Source organism: Vreelandella sp. L-15 (assembly GCF_056857635.1).
Genome location: NZ_JBSXNN010000040.1, coordinates 1 through 16,909 on the forward strand (window position 1 = coordinate 1; position 16,909 = coordinate 16,909).

Genomic DNA, 16,909 nt, shown 5'->3' on the forward strand with positions numbered 1-16,909 from the left:
GACACCCTTGCTGTTCAGCTAACGGTTCCCGCTATCAGGGTCCGTAGGGGACTTTCACCCCCAAGTCATCCTGTGAGGCACCACCCTCAGGAATAGCGCCAGTCAAGGCGCTGCGCGCCATGCCTGGCGCACAACAAAAAACGCCGCTGCATCAGCAGCGGCGCTTAAACGGCTAACGCAGGCGATTAAACGGTAAAAGCGGCTTCTTGCTGGCCCGTTTTCAGGTCGCCGGAGCGCACTAACTCATCGGTCACCCGGTCGATGGCACGTTTGGCACGGCCAATCATCTCGTCCACTTCACCACGATTGATGGTCAGCGGCGGCGCAAAACCTAGAATGTCACCTTGGGGCATGGCGCGGGCAATCAGGTTCTCTTCCATGGCCGCAGCCGCGACACGCGGGCCCACTTTCAACACGGGGTCGAAGTGCAGGCGCTGTTTGGCATCCGGAGAGAATTCCAGCGCAGCCATCAGGCCAACGCCGCGAACATCACCCAGCAGCGGGTGGCCTTCAAACGTCGCTTTCAGCTGCTGCTGGAAGTAACCGCCGGTTTCAGCCGCGTTACCCACCAGGTTTTCGCGCTCGATGATATCTAGGTTCGCAAGGCCTGCGGCACAACCCAGGGCGTGGCCTGAGTAGGTCCAGCCGTGGCCGATGGGGCCGAATTCACCGGTGCCCTGCTCAAGCACTTTCCACACTTTATCGCCGACAATCACGCCAGACAGCGGCTGGTAGGCGCTGGTCAGACCTTTGGCGATAGTGATCAGGTCAGGCTTCATATTGTAGTGGTGGCTACCGAAGTCGGAGCCGGTACGGCCAAAACCGCACACCACTTCGTCGGCAATCAGCAGCACGTCGTACTTGTCCAGTATCGGCTGAATCGCTTCCCAGTAGCCTTCCGGCGGCGGCACGATACCGCCAGTGCCAAGTACCGGCTCGCCGATAAAGGCGGCAACGGTGTCCGGGCCCTCTTCCAGAATCATCGCTTCGAGCTTATCCGCGCAATAGGCAGAGAACTCCCGCTCGGTCATGCCGTGCTGCTCGGCGGCGCGCAGGTAGTAGTGCGGCGCTTCGGTATGGCGGATGGTATCGATGGGCAGGTCGAAGTGGTCGTGGAACGCCTTCAGGCCGGTCAGCGAGCCAGACGCGATGCCAGAGCCGTGGTAACCGCGCATACGCGAGATGACCTTTTTCTTCTGCGGGCGACCCAGGACGTTGTTGTAGTAACGCACGATTTTGAGCTGGGTTTCGTTGGCGTCAGAGCCGGACATGCCGTAGTAGACTTTGGACATGTTGAGGCCTGCAATTTTCAGCACGCGCTCGGAAAGCTCGATTTGCGGCTCGTTGGAGTGGCCTACGTAGGTGTGGTAGTAGGAGAGCTCAAGCGCCTGCTTATAAATCGCTTCTGCTACTTCGGTGCGGCCATAGCCGATGTTCACACAGTAAAGACCCGCAAAACCGTCGATGAACTCACGACCATCTTTATCAACGATATTAATACCTTTACCACCGGTAATAACACGGCCCGGTGCGTCGCCGTGGGCGAAATCACGCAGGTGGGTGGAGGCGTGGAAGGTGACTTTGCGGTCGCGTTCGATCAGATCCTGGTGCAAGCTCATAACGTTCTCTCTGTACGATAAGCCTCCCCATACTTGGGGAGGGTGTTTTATCTTTGGTGACTGACTTAATGTTGGGCACCTAGCGGTGCCTTCGCCCGGCGGAGCCGGCCTCCCACAGGGCCTATTCAAGCACCTCAGCGGGTGTTGTGGGAGGGCGCTTCAGCGTGCGATGCTGTGGTTCCTAAACCTAGCTGCCCGACACCGAACCCAGTGCCCCCAGGCAGTAGTACTTCGTTTCCAGATACTCATCGATACCTGTAGCGCCACCTTCACGGCCAAGGCCGGACTGCTTAACGCCGCCGAAGGGCACGGGCGGGCCGGTCATCTTCACGGAGTTGACGCTCACCATGCCGTACTCCAGTGCGCGCATCAGCTTCCAAATACGACGAATATCATGGGTGTAGATGTACGCGGCCAGGCCGTATTCGGTGTCGTTGGCCATCTCGATCACTTCGTCGTCGCTACTATAAGCGGTAATGCCGGCCACCGGGGCAAAGTTCTCTTCCCGCCATACTTTCATTTGCGGTGTCACACCGGTCAGCAGCACGGGCATAAAGAAGTTGTCGCCCGGTGCTTGGCTTTGGTCGCCCGCGATCATGGTGGCGCCTTGGGAGATTGCGTCGTCCACAATCGCGGCTGCTTTTTCGACCGCTTGGCGGTGAATGAGCGGGCCAAGATCGACTTCGCCGTGCAGGCCATTGCCCACGGTGAGGGCCGCCATACGCTCGGTGAACTGGGCCACGAACTCATCGTGAATCGATTCGTGTACTAAAATCCGGTTAGCAGCTAGGCAGTCTTGCCCAGCGGTTTGGAACTTGGCCGCTACCGCAGCATAGGCGGCCTCTTTCGGGTCCATATCTGGCCCGACGATAAACGGCGCGTTGCCACCCAGCTCCAGTGAAAGACGCTTCACGGTGTTAGCGCTTTGCTCGATGAGCAGGCGGCCAACGCGGGTGGAGCCGGTGAACGAGAGCGCACGAATACGCGGTTCGCTGCACAAAATCTTGGAGACTTCCGCAGGCTCGCCCAATACCACGTTGAAGATGCCTTCTGGGATGCCCGCTCGCTCGGCAAGTTCTGCCAGCGCCAGCGCCGAGAACGGCGTTTCGTTGGCAGGCTTCACAATCACCGGGCAGCCTGCGGCCAGCGCGGCAGCGGCTTTGCGGGTGATCATCGCCAGCGGGAAGTTCCACGGCGTAATCATCGCGGCAATGCCCACCGGCTCTTTAATGGTGCCGAGCGATGCATTGGGAATGTGGCTCGGGATGGTCTCGCCGTAGGTGCGCTTGCCCTCTTCCGCGAACCAACGCACGAAGCTTGCGCCATACTCTACTTCACCACGGGCATCGGGCAGCGGTTTGCCCTGCTCCAGGGTCATGATGGTCGCTAGGTCTTCGCGGTTGGCTTGAATGAGGTCGTACCAGGCCAGCAGGCGTTCGCAACGCTCGTCGGCGCGCAGTGCCCGCCAGTGGACAAACGCCGCTTCGGCGGCATCCACAGCAGCGGTAATCTGCTCTGCTTCCAGCAGCGGAATATGGCCAATGGCTTCGTTGGTTGCCGGGTCGTACACGGCCTCTTCACGGCCACCTTCGCCATGGGTCCACTTGCCGTTCACGTAGGCGTACTGCCGGAACAGGCGCGGATCTTCCAGGCGTTTAGCAAGCGTGGTCGATAGTGTGGTCATGGGCACCTCCCCAGGTTGCAGCCAATACGATGAGGCCTGCTAGAGGCGACACACCGTGCACATCAAAAGGATCATCCATCGCGGCTCAAGGGTCGCGCTAAATCGATGTGTCTAGCGTAAGGGAGAATCGCCACGAAGTGTTTTTGAAAGCGCCGGTGTTTTCCGGCACTTTTTTTGTGGCAAGACGTTTTATGATGGTTTTTTTTTGGCCGCAAGGCAAAGCGGCTAAAGCGCAGCGCTGGGGTCGATGCCAATCGGCTGATGCTTGACAGTCTTCGTCACGATATACGTAAAGTAGCGCTCAATGCCCACCTCCGATACCAGCCATTTATCCATCAAGCGCTGGTAGCTATCGATGGTGCGGGCTTCGAACTTCACCAGATAATCGACGCCACCGCCGACGGCCACGCACTCGGTCACTTCGGGAGTTTGCATCACCAAGGCTTCAAAGCGGGCAAAGCTTTCGGCGTTGTGCTGCTTGAGCTCGATCTGCACCCATACGGGGTTGCGCGGCACCAGCACGTCAGCATTGATGCGCGCGGTATAGCCTTCGATCACACCGGCTGTTTCCAGCCGCTTTACCCGCTCCCAGCAGGGGCTGACCGAGAGGTTAATCGCCTCGGCCAGCTTAGACTTGGTGATTCGTCCATCCCGGGAGAGGATATCGAGAATTTTGAGATCAAAACGGTCCAGTTTCATCATACCGAGGGCTACGCCTCTAGCCGTTCAACAACATCGGCAATCACCGCTAGAGTGTCCCCCATATTGATCAGCGACGGCGCACGGCGGGCCATGAGAATACCATCGCGCTCGGCTTTGTACGCCACCGGGGCGGTGCCGCTGCGGGTCATATCGTAAACATAGGCGATGGTTTGGCCCTTCTTCACTTCGTCGCCCAGTGCCACCAGCAGCTCTAATACGCCCGAATGCTGGCTCTGCACGTAGCAGCTAGCATCCGGCATATCGAGGTACATTTGACCGCCTTCGGGCATCTCCACGTCACCGGCTACCAAACCGTAATGAATTAAGAAGTTTCGCACGCCACGCTCGGCAATCGCCATGCTTTGCGGCGTAGAGGTGCCGCCGCCGCCCAACTCCGTGGCCACAAACACTTTGCCCTGGCGCTCGCAAGCGGTGTCGAAAAGCTTTTCGGCATCTAGCTCAAACATCACCATGGCGTAAGGTGCACCAAACGCTTTTGCACCTTCCAGGGCGGCCTGCTGTTGGGCTTTGTCATCCAGCACGTGGGAAGCGCCAAACGGCAGAATATCCAGCGTGCGGCCGCCAGAGTGCAGGTCGAGCACCACATCGCTCATGGGCACCAGCACGCGGGTGAAGTAGTCGGCAATTTGCGAGGTCACCGTGCCGTTAGGGTCGCCAGGAAAGCTGCGGTTCAGGTTGCCTTTATCCATGGGTGAGGTGCGTTTGCCCGCCATCACCGCTGGGGTATTCATGCAGGGCACGATGATCACGCGTCCGGTCACGTCTTCCGCTTTCAGCGTCGAGGAGAGCTTCAACAGCGAAGTGATGCCCTCGTACTCATCGCCATGGTTGCCACCGGTGAGCAGTGCCGTGGGGCCTTCGCCATTTTTTACTACCGTGACGGGGATCATCACCGCGCCCCAAGCCGACTCATCGGTGGAAATCGGCAGTTTCAGGAAGCCGTGCTGCACGCCATCGGCGTCGAAGTCAACGGTGGCGGAAATGGGGCTTGGCCGCAGTTGGTTCGGTTGAAGCGTCATTGTGTTTCCCTTGTGTTATCACGCGGCTATTTGACGAACAGCTGGCGGGGGAAATTCGCCAGGGTTTCACAGCCATCTTCGGTTATTAGGATACTTTCGGTAATCTCCAGGCCCCAGTCATCAACCCATAGGCCGGGCATGAAGTGGAAGGTCATGCCGGGCTGCAGGATAGTTTCATCCGAGGGGCGCAAACTCATGGTGCGCTCGCCCCAGTCGGGTGGGTAAGAGATACCGATGGGATAACCACAGCGGGCACCACCGCGGTCAAAGCCATATTTATCCATCGCCGCACCCAGCGCCATGGCAATATCTGCCGTGCGGTTGCCGGGTTTGGCAACCGCTAGGCCATTCTCGATACCTTCCAGCAGCGCCGACTCCGCACGGATAAAATCAACCGGTGGCGTGCCGAGAAACACCGTGCGCGACATAGGCGCATGGTAACGCTTAAACACGCCCGCAATCTCGAAGAAGGTGCCTTCGCCGGTGCGAAATGGCGTATCGTCCCAGGTTAAGTGGGGTGCGGCTGCATCTTTACCGGTGGGCAACATGGGCACGATGGCGGGGTAATCACCGCCAAATACTTTGCCGTTTTCATCGACAAAGCCCTCAATACCCACGCGATAAATCTCCGATACTAGCTTGCTCTTGGGCAGACCAGGCTCAATCACCTCAAGAATGCGCGAGTGCATCCCCTCGACGATTCTGGCCGCTACCCGCATATAAGCAATTTCTTGAGGCGACTTGATCGCCCGGCACCAGTTCACCAGCGAGTTGGCATCCATAAAGCGCGCGTGGGGAAGCTCCTTGAGCAGGCTTTGGTAAGCCTTGGCGGAAAAGTAGTAGTTGTCCATTTCCATGCCCACCACGCCGGTGTGCCAGCCACGGTCGGGCATGATCGACTGCGCCAGATACTCCATCGGGTGCATGTCGGGGTTCTGGACGTAGTAATCCGGGTAATAGGTGATGTTATCGGGATGAATCCAGCAGGTGCGCAGTGCACCATTGGCATCCATCCGGCGGCCGAACCATACGGGTTCGCCTTCCAGCCCCACCAGCACGCACTGGTGGACATAAAATGACCAACCATCGTAGCCGGTTAGCCACGCCATGTTGGAGGGGTCGCTGACGATCAATACGTCAATACCACGACCGGCCATTTCAGCACGCACCTTCCACAGGCGGTTTGCATACTCTTCACGAGTGAAAGGCAGGGAAACCTCAGTCATCGGGCAACTCGCCATCAAAGATCACTAAGAACCAGCGCATGCCCTAAGGCTCACTGCGCTGGGCCACAGGATCGACCTGGCCACCGCCGCTGCTGGCCCGCCAATGTCGTCTTAAGGCGATACTAGCACCCCCCCTTGGCTGCCGGTCAAAGCCTTTATTACAAAAATTTCATATGCTGTTAACGTTAGCTTTATCTATACGTTGACAGCGTTCTCCATAATGCCCTCAGGTTGCGGTATTAAGCTCCTCTCGCCCATGATAGTCAGCATGCATTATTAACTGAGTACAAGGAGATAACATGAAAGTCGTGGTGCATATTGACGACGCGGCCCAGTGGCAGGCCGCTATTGCAGAGGCGCTTCCAGAGGCCACCGTGCTTACCAGTGACGCCCCCGCCAGCGAACGGGCCAACGCCGACTACCTAGCCGTGTGGAAAGCGCCCGCTCACCTCCTGCAAGAACAAACGCAGCTAAAAGGCATTATTAACCTAGGGGCTGGGGTCGATTATTTGCTGAAGACGCCTGGGCTCCCCAAGGATGTCCCTATTGTGAAGCTACGCGATGCAGGCATGAGCGAATTGATGGCCGACTATGTGCTTTACGGCGTGCTGCACTTCTACCGCAGCATGGACCGCTACGCCGCTCAGCAGCCAAATGCCCGCTGGCAGCCCCATGCGGTGCCGGATAAAGCGAACTGGCCGGTGGGTGTATTAGGGCTAGGCGCTATCGGCAGCTATGTGGCGAGCGCGCTTCAACAGGCTGGGTTCCCGGTGCTTGGCTGGAGCCGTACCCCCAAACAGATCAGCGGCGTGCGCTGCCTGCATGGCGAGGACGGTTTAAACGAGCTACTGAACCAAGCGCAAAGCGTAGTAACCATTCTCCCCGATACAGCGGCTACCCAGCACATTCTTAACGCCGAACGGCTGGCACAACTGCCGAAAGGTGCCAGCATCATTAACCCAGGCCGTGGTAGCTTGATTGATGAGCAAGCACTGCTGGACGCACTTGGCCATGACGGCCAGCCAGGGCACCTGCGCGGAGCACTGCTGGATGTTTTCCATGAAGAGCCGCTACCGGCAAACAACCCGCTCTGGCAGCACCCTAAGGTCATCGTCACTCCGCATATGGCGGCCCCCACACCGCTTAACGATGCCATTGATCAAGTGATTTCGTACCTGCACGCCTTTGAGGCGGGTGAACCCCTGGCTACTGTTAACCCCGACATGGGCTACTGACGTTTAACGCCACGCTCGTTATACTCGCACACGGAACCAAGCGCTCGCTAAAGGCTCTTAGGACGACACACTGTAGGGAGGAGGAGCCTTTGCAACACACATTCGCTCGTAACACACGGCACGGCCTATTGGGCGCTACATTGACTGCCGCGCTGATGACGAACAGCGCCGTCGCGCTTGCCGATGACAGCGCTTCCTTGGCCTCTCCTCAGCCATTCGAGGCGCAGTACCGGCTTGAAATTCGCGGCTGGCCGAGCGCCAACATTACCCATACGCTCACGCATGAAGGCTCGCATTGGCTGAGCGACATGAGTTTCTCCATTGCCGTCGCCCGAGGTAACGAGCGCAGTCGTTTCTACATCGATGATGGCGACACACACTCTTTGCTTTATAACAGCAGCTACTCTCTCTTCGGTGTCGGCGACAGCTATCAGCTCAACCAAGACGACATTCCCTCCATCGATCGTCAAGCCGCCCTGTTCGACCTCTCCCGCCGGGCTGGCACCGAAGGCTGCACCGAGAGCAACCCCTGCGATATCGACTTCGTGGATCACCGTGGGCGCGACGAACACTTCCAGTACTTCGTGAACGAGCCCACTACAGCCCGTGTGCCTGCCGGTGAGTTCGACGCTAAGCAGGTCACGCTGATTGATGCCGAAAAGCCTGACCGGCATTTGCTGATCAACTTCCATCCTGACTGGCCGGGGCTCATCCTCTCAGCCACCTATGAAAAAGAGGGGCGCCGACAAACGACACTCACCATGACCCACTTCAACCCCGCCGGGGGTAACGCGCCCTAAATGCTCTCTGGCCTATTGATCGTTTTACTGCCGCTGTTTTTGGGCTACTTGGTACGTGTCCGTTCGACCCGCTTGCTGAATCTGATTAACCGAGCCGTCAGCGGCTCGGTGTACCTGATTCTGCTGTTTATGGGTGTGAGCCTCGCCGGGCTTGAGAATTTAGGCAGCCAGCTCTCTCGTCTGGGTGGCAATGCCCTACTGCTGTTTACCATCACCACGCTGTTTAACTTAGCCGCACTGTGGTGGCTTTCTCGGCGAGTGCGGCTCAGCGCGGGCGGCTCTCCGGTAGTGAAAGATGCCCCCACCAGCAAACTCGCCGCCATGCAGGGCTCACTGCTGCTGGTGGGCGTGGTGGCGGCGGGCGTCACCATAGGGTTGCTGCTTGGGCCAATGGTTGGCGAGGCGCTGTTCACCACCGCCGACTGGCTAGCCGAGTGGGTGCTGTACCTGCTGCTGGTGTTGATTGGCTGCCAGTTACGCAACTCCGGTATGCCGCTGAAGCAAATTTTGCTCAACCGCTTGGGGCTCGCCATTGCGGTCACACTGGCCGTTAGCTCGCTGCTAGCGGGCTTGGTAGCCGCCCCGCTGCTTTCGCTGAGTTGGAACGAAGGCCTCGCGATGGCCTCAGGCTTCGGCTGGTACTCGCTGTCCGCCATCCTGATTGGCGACCAGCTTGGCCCGCTGATGGGTGGTGTGGCGTTCTTCAACGACCTCACCCGCGAGCTGCTGGCGTTCATCCTGATCCCGCTGGTCATTCACCGCCACACCGCGCTGGCGATTGGCTACGGCGGGGCGACCTCCATGGATTTCACTCTTCCTGTTATCCAGCAGCACGGCGGCGTGGCCTGTGTGCCCATTGCCGTGGTTAGCGGCTTTATCCTCTCGCTGCTGTCGCCTCCGCTGATTCTGTTCTTTCTTTCGCTTTCGGGTTAGCACGCACGGGCGCTCCTTGGTTAGGATACGCAGCAAACGCATACCCTCTTTTATGACCAAGGACGCCCACCCGCCATGCTCAACGGAATCTGGTTAAGCTTCTTTATTGCCGCCTTTGCGGCATCGCTCTGGCAGTGGCTGGTGGGTGGCGATAGCGAAGTGTTTGCCCGCTTGGTGCAGTCGCTGTTCGATATGGCGAAGGTGAGCGTCGATATTATCTTGGTGCTGCTGGGCACCATGACGCTGTGGCTGGGGTTTCTTTCCATTGCCGAAAAGGCAGGGTTGATACGACTACTGGGGCGGGTACTCGACCCGCTTTTTAGCCGCCTGATGCCCGAAGTGCCCCGTGGCCACCCGGCCATGGGGCTGATTAGCATGAACTTCGCGGCGAACATTCTCGGCCTGGATAACGCCGCCACGCCGATCGGTATCAAAGCGATGCATTCGCTGCAAAGCCTTAATCCCAGCAGTGAGACTGCCAGCAACGCTCAAATCCTGTTTTTAGTGCTTAATACCTCGTCGCTCACCCTGCTGCCCGTCACTATTTTTATGTACCGCGCCCAGCAGGGAGCCACCGACCCCACGCTGGTATTTTTACCTATCTTGCTCGCGACTAGCGCTTCTAGCCTGGCTGGGCTTTTGGCAGTAGCGGTGATGCAGCGTTTAAAGCTCTGGCACCCGGTCGTGTTGGCCTATTTAGTGGCAGCTGCGTTAGCGTTAGGGCTATTGATCACTACTTTAGCGGGGATGTCCGCTCAGGCGCTGGCGGCGGCCTCAACGCTGGTGGGCAATCTGACCCTGTTTAGCATTGTGATGATGTTTCTGGTGGTTGGCGCGCTTCGCGGAGTGAAGGTGTACGACGCCTTTATCGAAGGGGCTAAAGAGGGCCTGAGCTTTACCATCACCCTGCTGCCCTACCTAATTGCCATGCTGGTCGCGGTGGGTGTGCTGCGCGCCAGCGGCGTGCTGGATGCCGGGCTTGGCGGGATCCGCTGGCTGGTTGAGGGCATCGGCTGGGACACCCGCTTTGTGGATGCGCTACCCACCGCCTTTGTGAAACCGCTCTCCGGTAGCGGCTCCCGTGCCATGATGATCGAAACCATGAACACCTTTGGTGTCGATAGCTTCCCTGGGCTACTGGCAGCCACCTTCCAAGGCAGCACCGAAACCACGTTTTACGTGCTGGCGGTTTACTTCGGTGCCGTAGGCATCACCCGCATTCGCCATGGGTTGGGATGCGCCCTGGTCGCCGATATAGCAGGCATCACCACCGCCATTCTGGTGTGCTACTGGTTCTTTGGCTGAATTGCGCGAAGAGTGTTGTACCAAGCCAGGCCTGCCATGAAATTTGGCGCAGCGGTGCAGTTGGTTGCACTCACTGCGCCAATTGCTGCACCAAAGTGCATCACATAAAAACGGTGCGGGCCTTTTAAGGCAACGCACCGTTAGGGGACTTACAAAATTCACTAACTGTTCTTTTAAGACTAAACAAAACTCCTCATCAGTATTGGCGCCTAAGAGGAAGTTCTGGCTTCGGGCAAGTCGTTCTTAGCCCATCAATATGCTCGTGCAATCCTGCGGGAATCGTCTGCCACATTGGATCGAGGATGAAATCGATACCTTCGCGTCTCGCAATTTTTGCAGCAGGTACAAAATCAGCGTCACCAGCCATAAGCACAATTTGATCAACTTGCCCTTTTAACGTCAAAGAAGTGACATCAACTCCTATACGCATATCGACCCCCTTTTGCCGAACATCAACGCGCACATCATTCTCAGTCAAATCATCAAGCGATATTTTATGCTTTAGCAATGCTTTGATTTTTTCAGGTTTAAGTGTCCACTGAGCATCATCCGAAAGATGGCCCAGACGGACTGCTAATTTGCGTTTCCCCAACAAGGCTTGGTGCAGCTCTTTACGAAAAAGCGCCTCTGGCGTTTTGGAAAAGTCGATGGCTTTCCCTGAAATAGGGTTATGCATCTTTTTCGATAGGGGCGGGCAGTCGTAGAAAAAAATTCTGTACAAATCACGCCGTTGATTCGTTTGACTGTTTCCATGGCGGCTCTTCTCATGCAAGTGACTTACCGCCCACCGAAACAAACAATCAGCTGCTCTTTTTCCATCATACGCATTGGAGGGCTCTATGCGCCTGAAACGCTTAATAAAATAGCCACCATCAATCAATATTGCTGTAGGCATGGCTTTTTTCCTTCTTCAAACAAAAAACGCCCTAGGGGTCGGCTTATCCCGAGATATGTGGGAAAGCTTACTGCCTAAGGCGTGGATAATTTCTAGCTTACGGAGTACTTAATGCCTCGTCAACCCCAATCGCCTCTACAGGTTACATGCGCGCAATACCCGCTTTTGCCGCTCGCGCTGCGTGAAGCTTCTTGTAGCTTTCGATCAGGCGCTGGTGGCGATCCAAGCCCTCTAACTGCATATTGGTGGGCGTGAGGCCGTGGAAGCGCACGCTGCCGTCTACTGAACCCACGACCGCCTCCATAGTCGCTTCGCCGAACATGCGCTTGAAGTTGGGCAGGTAGTCGTCCAGCGCCAATTCGTCGTCCAGGGCAATTTCCAGCACCGCGTTCACCGCCTGGTAGAACAGGCCGCGCTCAACGGTGTTGTCGTTGTACTGGAGGAACATCTGCACGCAGTCCAGCGCCTCTTCATGGCGGCCCAGTGCCAGGTAAACCAGCAGTTTCAGCTCCAGAATGGTTAGCTGGCCCCACACGGTGTTCTCGTCGAACTCGATACCAATCAGCGTGATGATATCCGCGTGGTCGTCCATCTGGCTCTCTTCCAAGCGCTCGACGAGATCGGTGAGCTGCTCGTCATCCAGGCGATGCAGATTGAGAATATCTTCGCGGTAGTCCAGCGCCTTGTTGGTGTTGTCCCAAATCAGGTCTTCGATGGGGTACACCTCGGAGTAGCCAGGTACCAGAATGCGGCATACCGGCGCGCCCAGGTCTTCGTGCACTGCCATGTACACTTCCGCGCCCAGCTCTTCGAAAATACCGAACAAGGTCTCGGCTTCCTCTTCGTTGCTGCCGGAGAAGTCCCACTCGCTGAACTCGAAGTCGGGCTTGGCGCTGAAGAAGCGCCAGGAGACTACGCCTACCGAGTCGATGAAGTGCTCGACGAAGTTGTTCGGCTCAGAGACAGTCTGCGAGTTGAAAGTTGGCAGCGGCAGGTCGTTCAGGCCTTCGAAGCTGCGCCCTTGAAGCAGCTCGGTCAGGCTGCGCTCCAGCGCCACTTCAAAGCTTGGGTGGGCACCAAAGGAGGCAAACACGCCGCCGGTACGCGGGTTCATCAGCGTCACGCACATGACCGGGAACTGCCCGCCCATGGAGGCATCCTTCACCAGCACCGGGAAGCCTTGGGCTTCCAGGGCGTTAATGCCCTCTACAATGTTCGGGTACTTGGCCAACACTTCTTGGGGTACGTCGGGCAGGGTCAACTCCTGTTCGAGAATCTCCCGCTTCACCGCCCGCTCGAAAATTTCAGATAAACACTGCACCTGAGCTTCCACCAGGGTATTGCCCGCGCTCATACCATTACTGAGGAACAGGTTCTCGATCAGGTTGGAGGGAAAGTAGACCGTTTCTCCGTCGCTTTGGCGCACAAAGGGCAGCGAAACGATGCCCCGGTCTTCACGGCCCGAGTTGGTATCGATCAGGTTCGATCCACCCAGCTCGCCTTCTGGGTTGTAAATCGCCAGGCAGTGCTCGTCGAGAATGCCTTCCGGCAGCTCGTCATTCGGCCCCGGCTTGAACCACTTCTCATTGGGGTAGTGCACGAATTCGCTGTTCGCGATCTCTTCACCCAAGAATTGATCGTTGTAGAAGAAGTTGCAGCTCAAACGCTCGATGAACTCGCCCAGCGCCGAACACAGCGCGCTCTCTTTGGTCGCGCCTTTGCCGTTGGTAAAGCACATGGGCGAGGCCGCATCGCGGATATGCAGCGACCACACGTGGGGCACGATATTGCGCCAGGAGGCAATCTCAATCTTCATGCCGAGGTCGGCCAAAATACCGCTCATGTTGGCAATGGTCTGCTCCAGCGGCAGGTCTTTGCCTTCGATGTAGGTGCTGCTCCCCTCCGGCGCGCCCATCAGCAGCGCTTGGGCGTCCTCATCGATGTTCTCGACCACTTCGATCTGGAACTCGGGGCCGGTCTGAACGACCTTCTTCACTGTACAGCGGTCGATGGAGCGCAGGATGCCTTCGCGATCCTTTTCCGAGATATCTTCCGGCAGCTCGACCTGGATTTTGAAGATCTGCTTGTAGCGGTTTTCCGGGTCGACGATGTTGTTTTGCGACAGGCGAATGTTCTCGGTGGGAATATTGCGCGCGTTGCAGTACACCTTGACGAAGTAGGCGGCACACATAGCCGACGACGCCAGGAAGTAGTCAAACGGGCCAGGGGCCGAGCCGTCGCCCTTGTAGCGAATCGGCTGGTCGGAGATGACCGTAAAATCGTCGAACTTGGACTCCAGGCGGAGGTTGTCGAGATAGTTAACTTTGATTTCCATAAGCGGGCGTCCAGAGTAATGAGTGTGCCTGAGCGCCAACGCATCAGGCGAATGGCGGCCATTATCCAGTTTTTTGCCCGCTTCGTCTTGGGCAGTCACCCAAATCATCTACCACTCGTCATGCAGGCATGGTGTCGCTTGATATAGCGGCCGTATGGGGTTCTTTGGCGTAAATCACTGCACTATTGTGCCTGCATCATATGGTCTGCCTCAGCTTCACTGACACCGAGCATAAGTAAAATCTGGCGTTGTGTGGCTAACAGCACCTGCTTTCTTTCCACCTCTCCCGGCAGACTTTTAGCAATGGCGACAGCCCCTACCAATAAGGCCAAAATGACTCGAGATTTATCAGCAATCACTTTGCGGTCATTGGCAAAGGGCAGCTGTTTCAGCTTACTCAGCGCGATCAAACGGGTTTCAAGCATCTTTTTCATACTCATATAAGACGCTTCAAACAGGGTGCGGATTTCAGCTTTTTCACTACCAATTTCGTTGAACAGTACTGCTTCAGGCCCCGGCCTATGTTTTGCCTCCAGCTCTTGGAGATTGCAGTAGTTGGCGACTAGCTCGGTTAGATGCTGTAACGAAAGCGGGCCTTTTACCAGTCTAGCCGCCCGGCTGTTATCAATGGTCAGGCGAACAGACTCATGGTACAGAGCCTCTTTCGACGCAAAATGAGCATAAAAGGCGCCATGGGTCATCTTGGCTAGCTTCATGATCTGGCCAATCGATACCTTTTGAAACCCATTGCGGCTGAATAGCTCCGTCGCTGAAGCCAGAATACGCTCTTTGGTTTTCGATTTATGGCTCTTGGGATAAGGCATGCTCACCTCATCGTGCGTCAGCTAAATATTATCTTGATCATATACTGCCCATTGCTAGGGTGACCACACTACTGATTCAGGAGTCACTTATGCAGTCACCTATTGTGATTACCGGCATGGGCATGGTCAGCCCGTTAGGCAACAGCGTCAATAAAAGTTGGCAGCGCCTGGTTAACGCCCAGTCTGGCATCAGCACTATTGACCGCTTTGATACCAGCAATATCCCGATCAAAATTGCTGGGACGGTGCCGAGCATTAGCCAGGACCCCAGCGGCGGCGTTGACTTGAATGCCATCGCCGACCCCAAAGAGCAGCGCAAAATGGATCTATTCAGCCTGTACGCGTTAGCAGCCGCCCAAGAGGCACTGGCGCAGGCCGACTGGTTCCCCGTCGAGCAGGCGCAAAAACGCCGAACGGCCACCATCATTGGCTCTGGTATTGGCGGGTTTCCTACCATCACACAAGCTCAAAGGACGCTTGTCGAGCGAGGCTATCGCAAACTTACCCCTTTCACGGTGCCTGCCTTTCTAGCCAATCTGGCAGCGGGCAACCTTTCTATCCGTTATGGATTTCAAGGCCCCTTGGGGTGTCCGGTAACGGCTTGCGCCGCAGGACTACAGGCGATTGGCGACGGCATGCGCATCATCCGCAATGGCGAAGCCGATGTCGCCCTCGTCGGCGGGGCTGAAGCATGTATTGATCCGCTTTCGCTCGCCAGCTTTAACGCTTTAAAGGCCGTTTCCACAGAATCAGACGCCCCGGAGCGTGCTTCCAGGCCGTTTGATAACGCCCGTAATGGTTTCGTTATGGGAGAAGGCGCTGGCGTCATGGTGATCGAAACCCTTGACCATGCGATGGCACGGGGTGCCACGCCTTTAGCAGTGATTAGCGGTTACGGCACCAGCGCGGACGCCTACCACCTGACGGCAGGTCCCAAAGATGGGTCTGGCGCAGCCGCAGCGATCCAAGCGGCGCTAGGGATGGCCAAGCTTTCTCCTGATGCGATTGATCATATCAATGCCCACGCCACCTCGACACCCGTTGGCGACCGGGCTGAAATAGCGTCATTGCGCAACGTATTCGGTGAGCGCTTGCCCGCCATTCCCATATCGGCCACGAAAGCAGCCACAGGCCATTTGTTGGGCGCAGCCGGCGGCATAGAGAGTATTTTTTCCGTACTGGCACTCCGGCATCAGCAACTCCCGCCCACCATCAACCTGGAGGCGTGCGACGAAGATATGCAGGATTTGACCTTCGTCACGTCGGCTCATCAGCACGCCACTCAGCATGTATTGTGCAACGGGTTTGGTTTTGGTGGCGTCAATGCGGCACTGATCGTCAGCAGCATGGAACGTTAAGAGTAGCGCTAGCAGAACCGACGCGATGATCGGTGCTGCTAGCGTCTAATGTCATTCATCCCGGTGTAGAAACGGCAGCGCCTCTTCCAGCAGCAGGTCAGGAACCTCCTCGGCAATGTAGTGCCCGCAGGGCAACGCCTTGCCCTCTACCTGCGTCGCTACCTTGCGCCATTCAGCCAAGGCATCGAAGCAGGCTTCAATCGCACCTTGGGCACCCCACATCACGTTGATCGGACAGGTGAGTTTCACATCCGCGTCGATATCCGCCTGGTCGTGCTCCAGATCGATGGTGGCGCTGGCGCGGTAGTCGCCGCAGATGCCGGTGGCCGTGCCGGGAAGCGCCAGGCAGCGCTCGTACTCCGCCAGCGCTTCTGGGGCGAACGGTGCCATGCCCGCACTGCGGGCGCCCATCACGCTTTTTAAATACTGAGCGGGGTCGGCTTGAATCAGCATTTCTGGCAGCGGCTGGGGGCGAATCAGAAAGAACCAGTGCCAGTAGCTGCGGGCGAACGCCTCATTGGTGCCACGGTACATGGCCAGCGTGGGGGCGATATCTAAAAGCACCATGCGCTCGACGCGTGCTGCGTGGTCTACCCCTAAGCGGTGTGCCACCCGCGCGCCACGGTCGTGGGCCAGCACCTTGAAACGCTCGAACCCCAGCGCGCTCATTAGTTCGGCCATATCGGCGGCCATGGTGCGCTTGGCGTAATTGAAGTGCTCTGCGTCGTCATCCGGCTTACCGCTATCGCCGTAGCCGCGCAGGTCGGCGGCAATCACCGTAAAGTGCTGGGCAAGCATGCCCGCAACTTTGTGCCAAATCATATGGGTCTGCGGGTGGCCGTGAAGCAGCAGTAGTGCCGGGCCGTTGCCGCCCATCCGATAGGCAATATCGACGCCGTTAACGCGGCGTGTCTGTTTTTCAAACCCTGCAAACATGGCTAGCTCCTCGCGGA

The 16,909-nt window shown here is 57.3% G+C and carries 14 protein-coding genes; 5 read left to right on the forward strand and 9 right to left on the reverse strand.

The window, feature by feature from the left end; all coding sequences use genetic code 11:
* Positions 1 to 185 precede the first annotated feature (185 nt).
* The 5 genes from AC13CY_RS04770 to doeA form a co-directional block, all read right to left on the reverse strand.
* Positions 186 to 1,619: an aminotransferase gene (locus AC13CY_RS04770; RefSeq protein ID WP_483052348.1), complete on the reverse strand. Its 1,434-nt coding sequence runs from the start codon at positions 1,617 to 1,619 to the stop codon at positions 186 to 188.
* 187 nt (positions 1,620 to 1,806) lie between these two features.
* Positions 1,807 to 3,303 carry an NAD-dependent succinate-semialdehyde dehydrogenase gene (locus AC13CY_RS04775; RefSeq protein WP_058577474.1) on the reverse strand — a complete coding sequence of 499 codons (1,497 nt, stop codon included), beginning with the start codon at positions 3,301 to 3,303 and terminating at the stop codon, positions 1,807 to 1,809.
* Positions 3,304 to 3,528: 225 nt separating this feature from the next.
* The gene (locus AC13CY_RS04780; RefSeq protein WP_058577473.1) at positions 3,529 to 4,005 is read right to left on the reverse strand and encodes an Lrp/AsnC family transcriptional regulator; all 477 of its coding nucleotides are present in this window, start codon (positions 4,003 to 4,005) and stop codon (positions 3,529 to 3,531) included.
* A gap of 8 nt (positions 4,006 to 4,013) precedes the next feature.
* A complete protein-coding gene (doeB, locus tag AC13CY_RS04785) occupies positions 4,014 to 5,045 on the reverse strand; it encodes a N(2)-acetyl-L-2,4-diaminobutanoate deacetylase DoeB (protein WP_062374042.1) in 1,032 nt (343 codons plus the stop codon).
* A 26-nt stretch (positions 5,046 to 5,071) separates the two neighbouring features.
* Entirely contained in the window at positions 5,072 to 6,271 is a 1,200-nt protein-coding gene (doeA, locus tag AC13CY_RS04790) for an ectoine hydrolase DoeA (RefSeq protein WP_083024227.1), read from the reverse strand.
* Positions 6,272 to 6,570: 299 nt separating this feature from the next.
* Here doeA and AC13CY_RS04795 point away from each other — a divergent pair, with 299 nt between their 5' ends.
* From AC13CY_RS04795 to AC13CY_RS04810, 4 genes are all read left to right on the forward strand, one after another.
* Positions 6,571 to 7,506 (forward strand): 2-hydroxyacid dehydrogenase, encoded by a 936-nt coding sequence (locus tag AC13CY_RS04795; protein WP_483052349.1) that lies wholly within the window; start codon positions 6,571 to 6,573, stop codon positions 7,504 to 7,506.
* 155 nt (positions 7,507 to 7,661) lie between these two features.
* Positions 7,662 to 8,306 (forward strand): hypothetical protein, encoded by a 645-nt coding sequence (locus tag AC13CY_RS04800; RefSeq protein WP_089675805.1) that lies wholly within the window; start codon positions 7,662 to 7,664, stop codon positions 8,304 to 8,306.
* Positions 8,307 to 9,239, forward strand: a complete 933-nt coding sequence (locus AC13CY_RS04805) for a LysO family transporter (protein WP_348665333.1) — start codon at positions 8,307 to 8,309, stop codon at positions 9,237 to 9,239.
* Between the two features lie 75 nt (positions 9,240 to 9,314).
* On the forward strand, positions 9,315 to 10,544 hold the full coding sequence (locus AC13CY_RS04810; RefSeq protein WP_044628655.1) for a nucleoside recognition domain-containing protein: 1,230 nt from the start codon (positions 9,315 to 9,317) through the stop codon (positions 10,542 to 10,544).
* Between the two features lie 196 nt (positions 10,545 to 10,740).
* Here the strand turns inward: AC13CY_RS04810 and AC13CY_RS04815 are convergent, their stop codons facing one another.
* The 3 genes from AC13CY_RS04815 to AC13CY_RS04825 form a co-directional block, all read right to left on the reverse strand.
* Complete coding sequence (locus tag AC13CY_RS04815; RefSeq protein ID WP_044628656.1) at positions 10,741 to 11,439, reverse strand: NYN domain-containing protein; 699 nt, start codon at positions 11,437 to 11,439, stop codon at positions 10,741 to 10,743.
* A 142-nt stretch (positions 11,440 to 11,581) separates the two neighbouring features.
* The gene (locus tag AC13CY_RS04820) at positions 11,582 to 13,774 is read right to left on the reverse strand and encodes an OsmC domain/YcaO domain-containing protein (RefSeq protein WP_483052369.1); all 2,193 of its coding nucleotides are present in this window, start codon (positions 13,772 to 13,774) and stop codon (positions 11,582 to 11,584) included.
* A gap of 182 nt (positions 13,775 to 13,956) precedes the next feature.
* Positions 13,957 to 14,598, reverse strand: coding sequence for a TetR/AcrR family transcriptional regulator (locus AC13CY_RS04825; RefSeq protein ID WP_172514814.1), 642 nt, complete (start codon positions 14,596 to 14,598; stop codon positions 13,957 to 13,959).
* Positions 14,599 to 14,687: 89 nt separating this feature from the next.
* Between AC13CY_RS04825 and fabF the strand changes: the two genes are divergently transcribed.
* Positions 14,688 to 15,956 carry a beta-ketoacyl-ACP synthase II gene (fabF, locus tag AC13CY_RS04830; RefSeq protein ID WP_172514815.1) on the forward strand — a complete coding sequence of 423 codons (1,269 nt, stop codon included), beginning with the start codon at positions 14,688 to 14,690 and terminating at the stop codon, positions 15,954 to 15,956.
* A gap of 51 nt (positions 15,957 to 16,007) precedes the next feature.
* Here the strand turns inward: fabF and AC13CY_RS04835 are convergent, their stop codons facing one another.
* Positions 16,008 to 16,892 (reverse strand): alpha/beta fold hydrolase, encoded by an 885-nt coding sequence (locus AC13CY_RS04835; RefSeq protein WP_483052350.1) that lies wholly within the window; start codon positions 16,890 to 16,892, stop codon positions 16,008 to 16,010.
* Positions 16,893 to 16,909: the final 17 nt, after the last annotated feature.

Bases quoted from the DNA above. Each gene is read 5' to 3' on its own strand.
- doeA (WP_083024227.1), bottom strand. From the start codon at position 6,271: ATGACTGAGGTTTCCCTGCCTTTCACTCGTGAAGAGTATGCAAACCGC.
- AC13CY_RS04810 (WP_044628655.1), top strand. From the start codon at position 9,315: ATGCTCAACGGAATCTGGTTAAGCTTCTTTATTGCCGCCTTTGCGGCA.
- AC13CY_RS04795 (WP_483052349.1), top strand. From the start codon at position 6,571: ATGAAAGTCGTGGTGCATATTGACGACGCGGCCCAGTGGCAGGCCGCT.
- doeB (WP_062374042.1), bottom strand. From the start codon at position 5,045: ATGACGCTTCAACCGAACCAACTGCGGCCAAGCCCCATTTCCGCCACC.
- AC13CY_RS04770 (WP_483052348.1), bottom strand. From the start codon at position 1,619: ATGAGCTTGCACCAGGATCTGATCGAACGCGACCGCAAAGTCACCTTC.
- AC13CY_RS04775 (WP_058577474.1), bottom strand. From the start codon at position 3,303: ATGACCACACTATCGACCACGCTTGCTAAACGCCTGGAAGATCCGCGC.
- AC13CY_RS04825 (WP_172514814.1), bottom strand. From the start codon at position 14,598: ATGCCTTATCCCAAGAGCCATAAATCGAAAACCAAAGAGCGTATTCTG.
- AC13CY_RS04815 (WP_044628656.1), bottom strand. From the start codon at position 11,439: ATGCCTACAGCAATATTGATTGATGGTGGCTATTTTATTAAGCGTTTC.
- AC13CY_RS04805 (WP_348665333.1), top strand. From the start codon at position 8,307: ATGCTCTCTGGCCTATTGATCGTTTTACTGCCGCTGTTTTTGGGCTAC.
- fabF (WP_172514815.1), top strand. From the start codon at position 14,688: ATGCAGTCACCTATTGTGATTACCGGCATGGGCATGGTCAGCCCGTTA.
- AC13CY_RS04780 (WP_058577473.1), bottom strand. From the start codon at position 4,005: ATGATGAAACTGGACCGTTTTGATCTCAAAATTCTCGATATCCTCTCC.
- AC13CY_RS04835 (WP_483052350.1), bottom strand. From the start codon at position 16,892: ATGTTTGCAGGGTTTGAAAAACAGACACGCCGCGTTAACGGCGTCGAT.
- AC13CY_RS04820 (WP_483052369.1), bottom strand. From the start codon at position 13,774: ATGGAAATCAAAGTTAACTATCTCGACAACCTCCGCCTGGAGTCCAAG.
- AC13CY_RS04800 (WP_089675805.1), top strand. From the start codon at position 7,662: ATGACGAACAGCGCCGTCGCGCTTGCCGATGACAGCGCTTCCTTGGCC.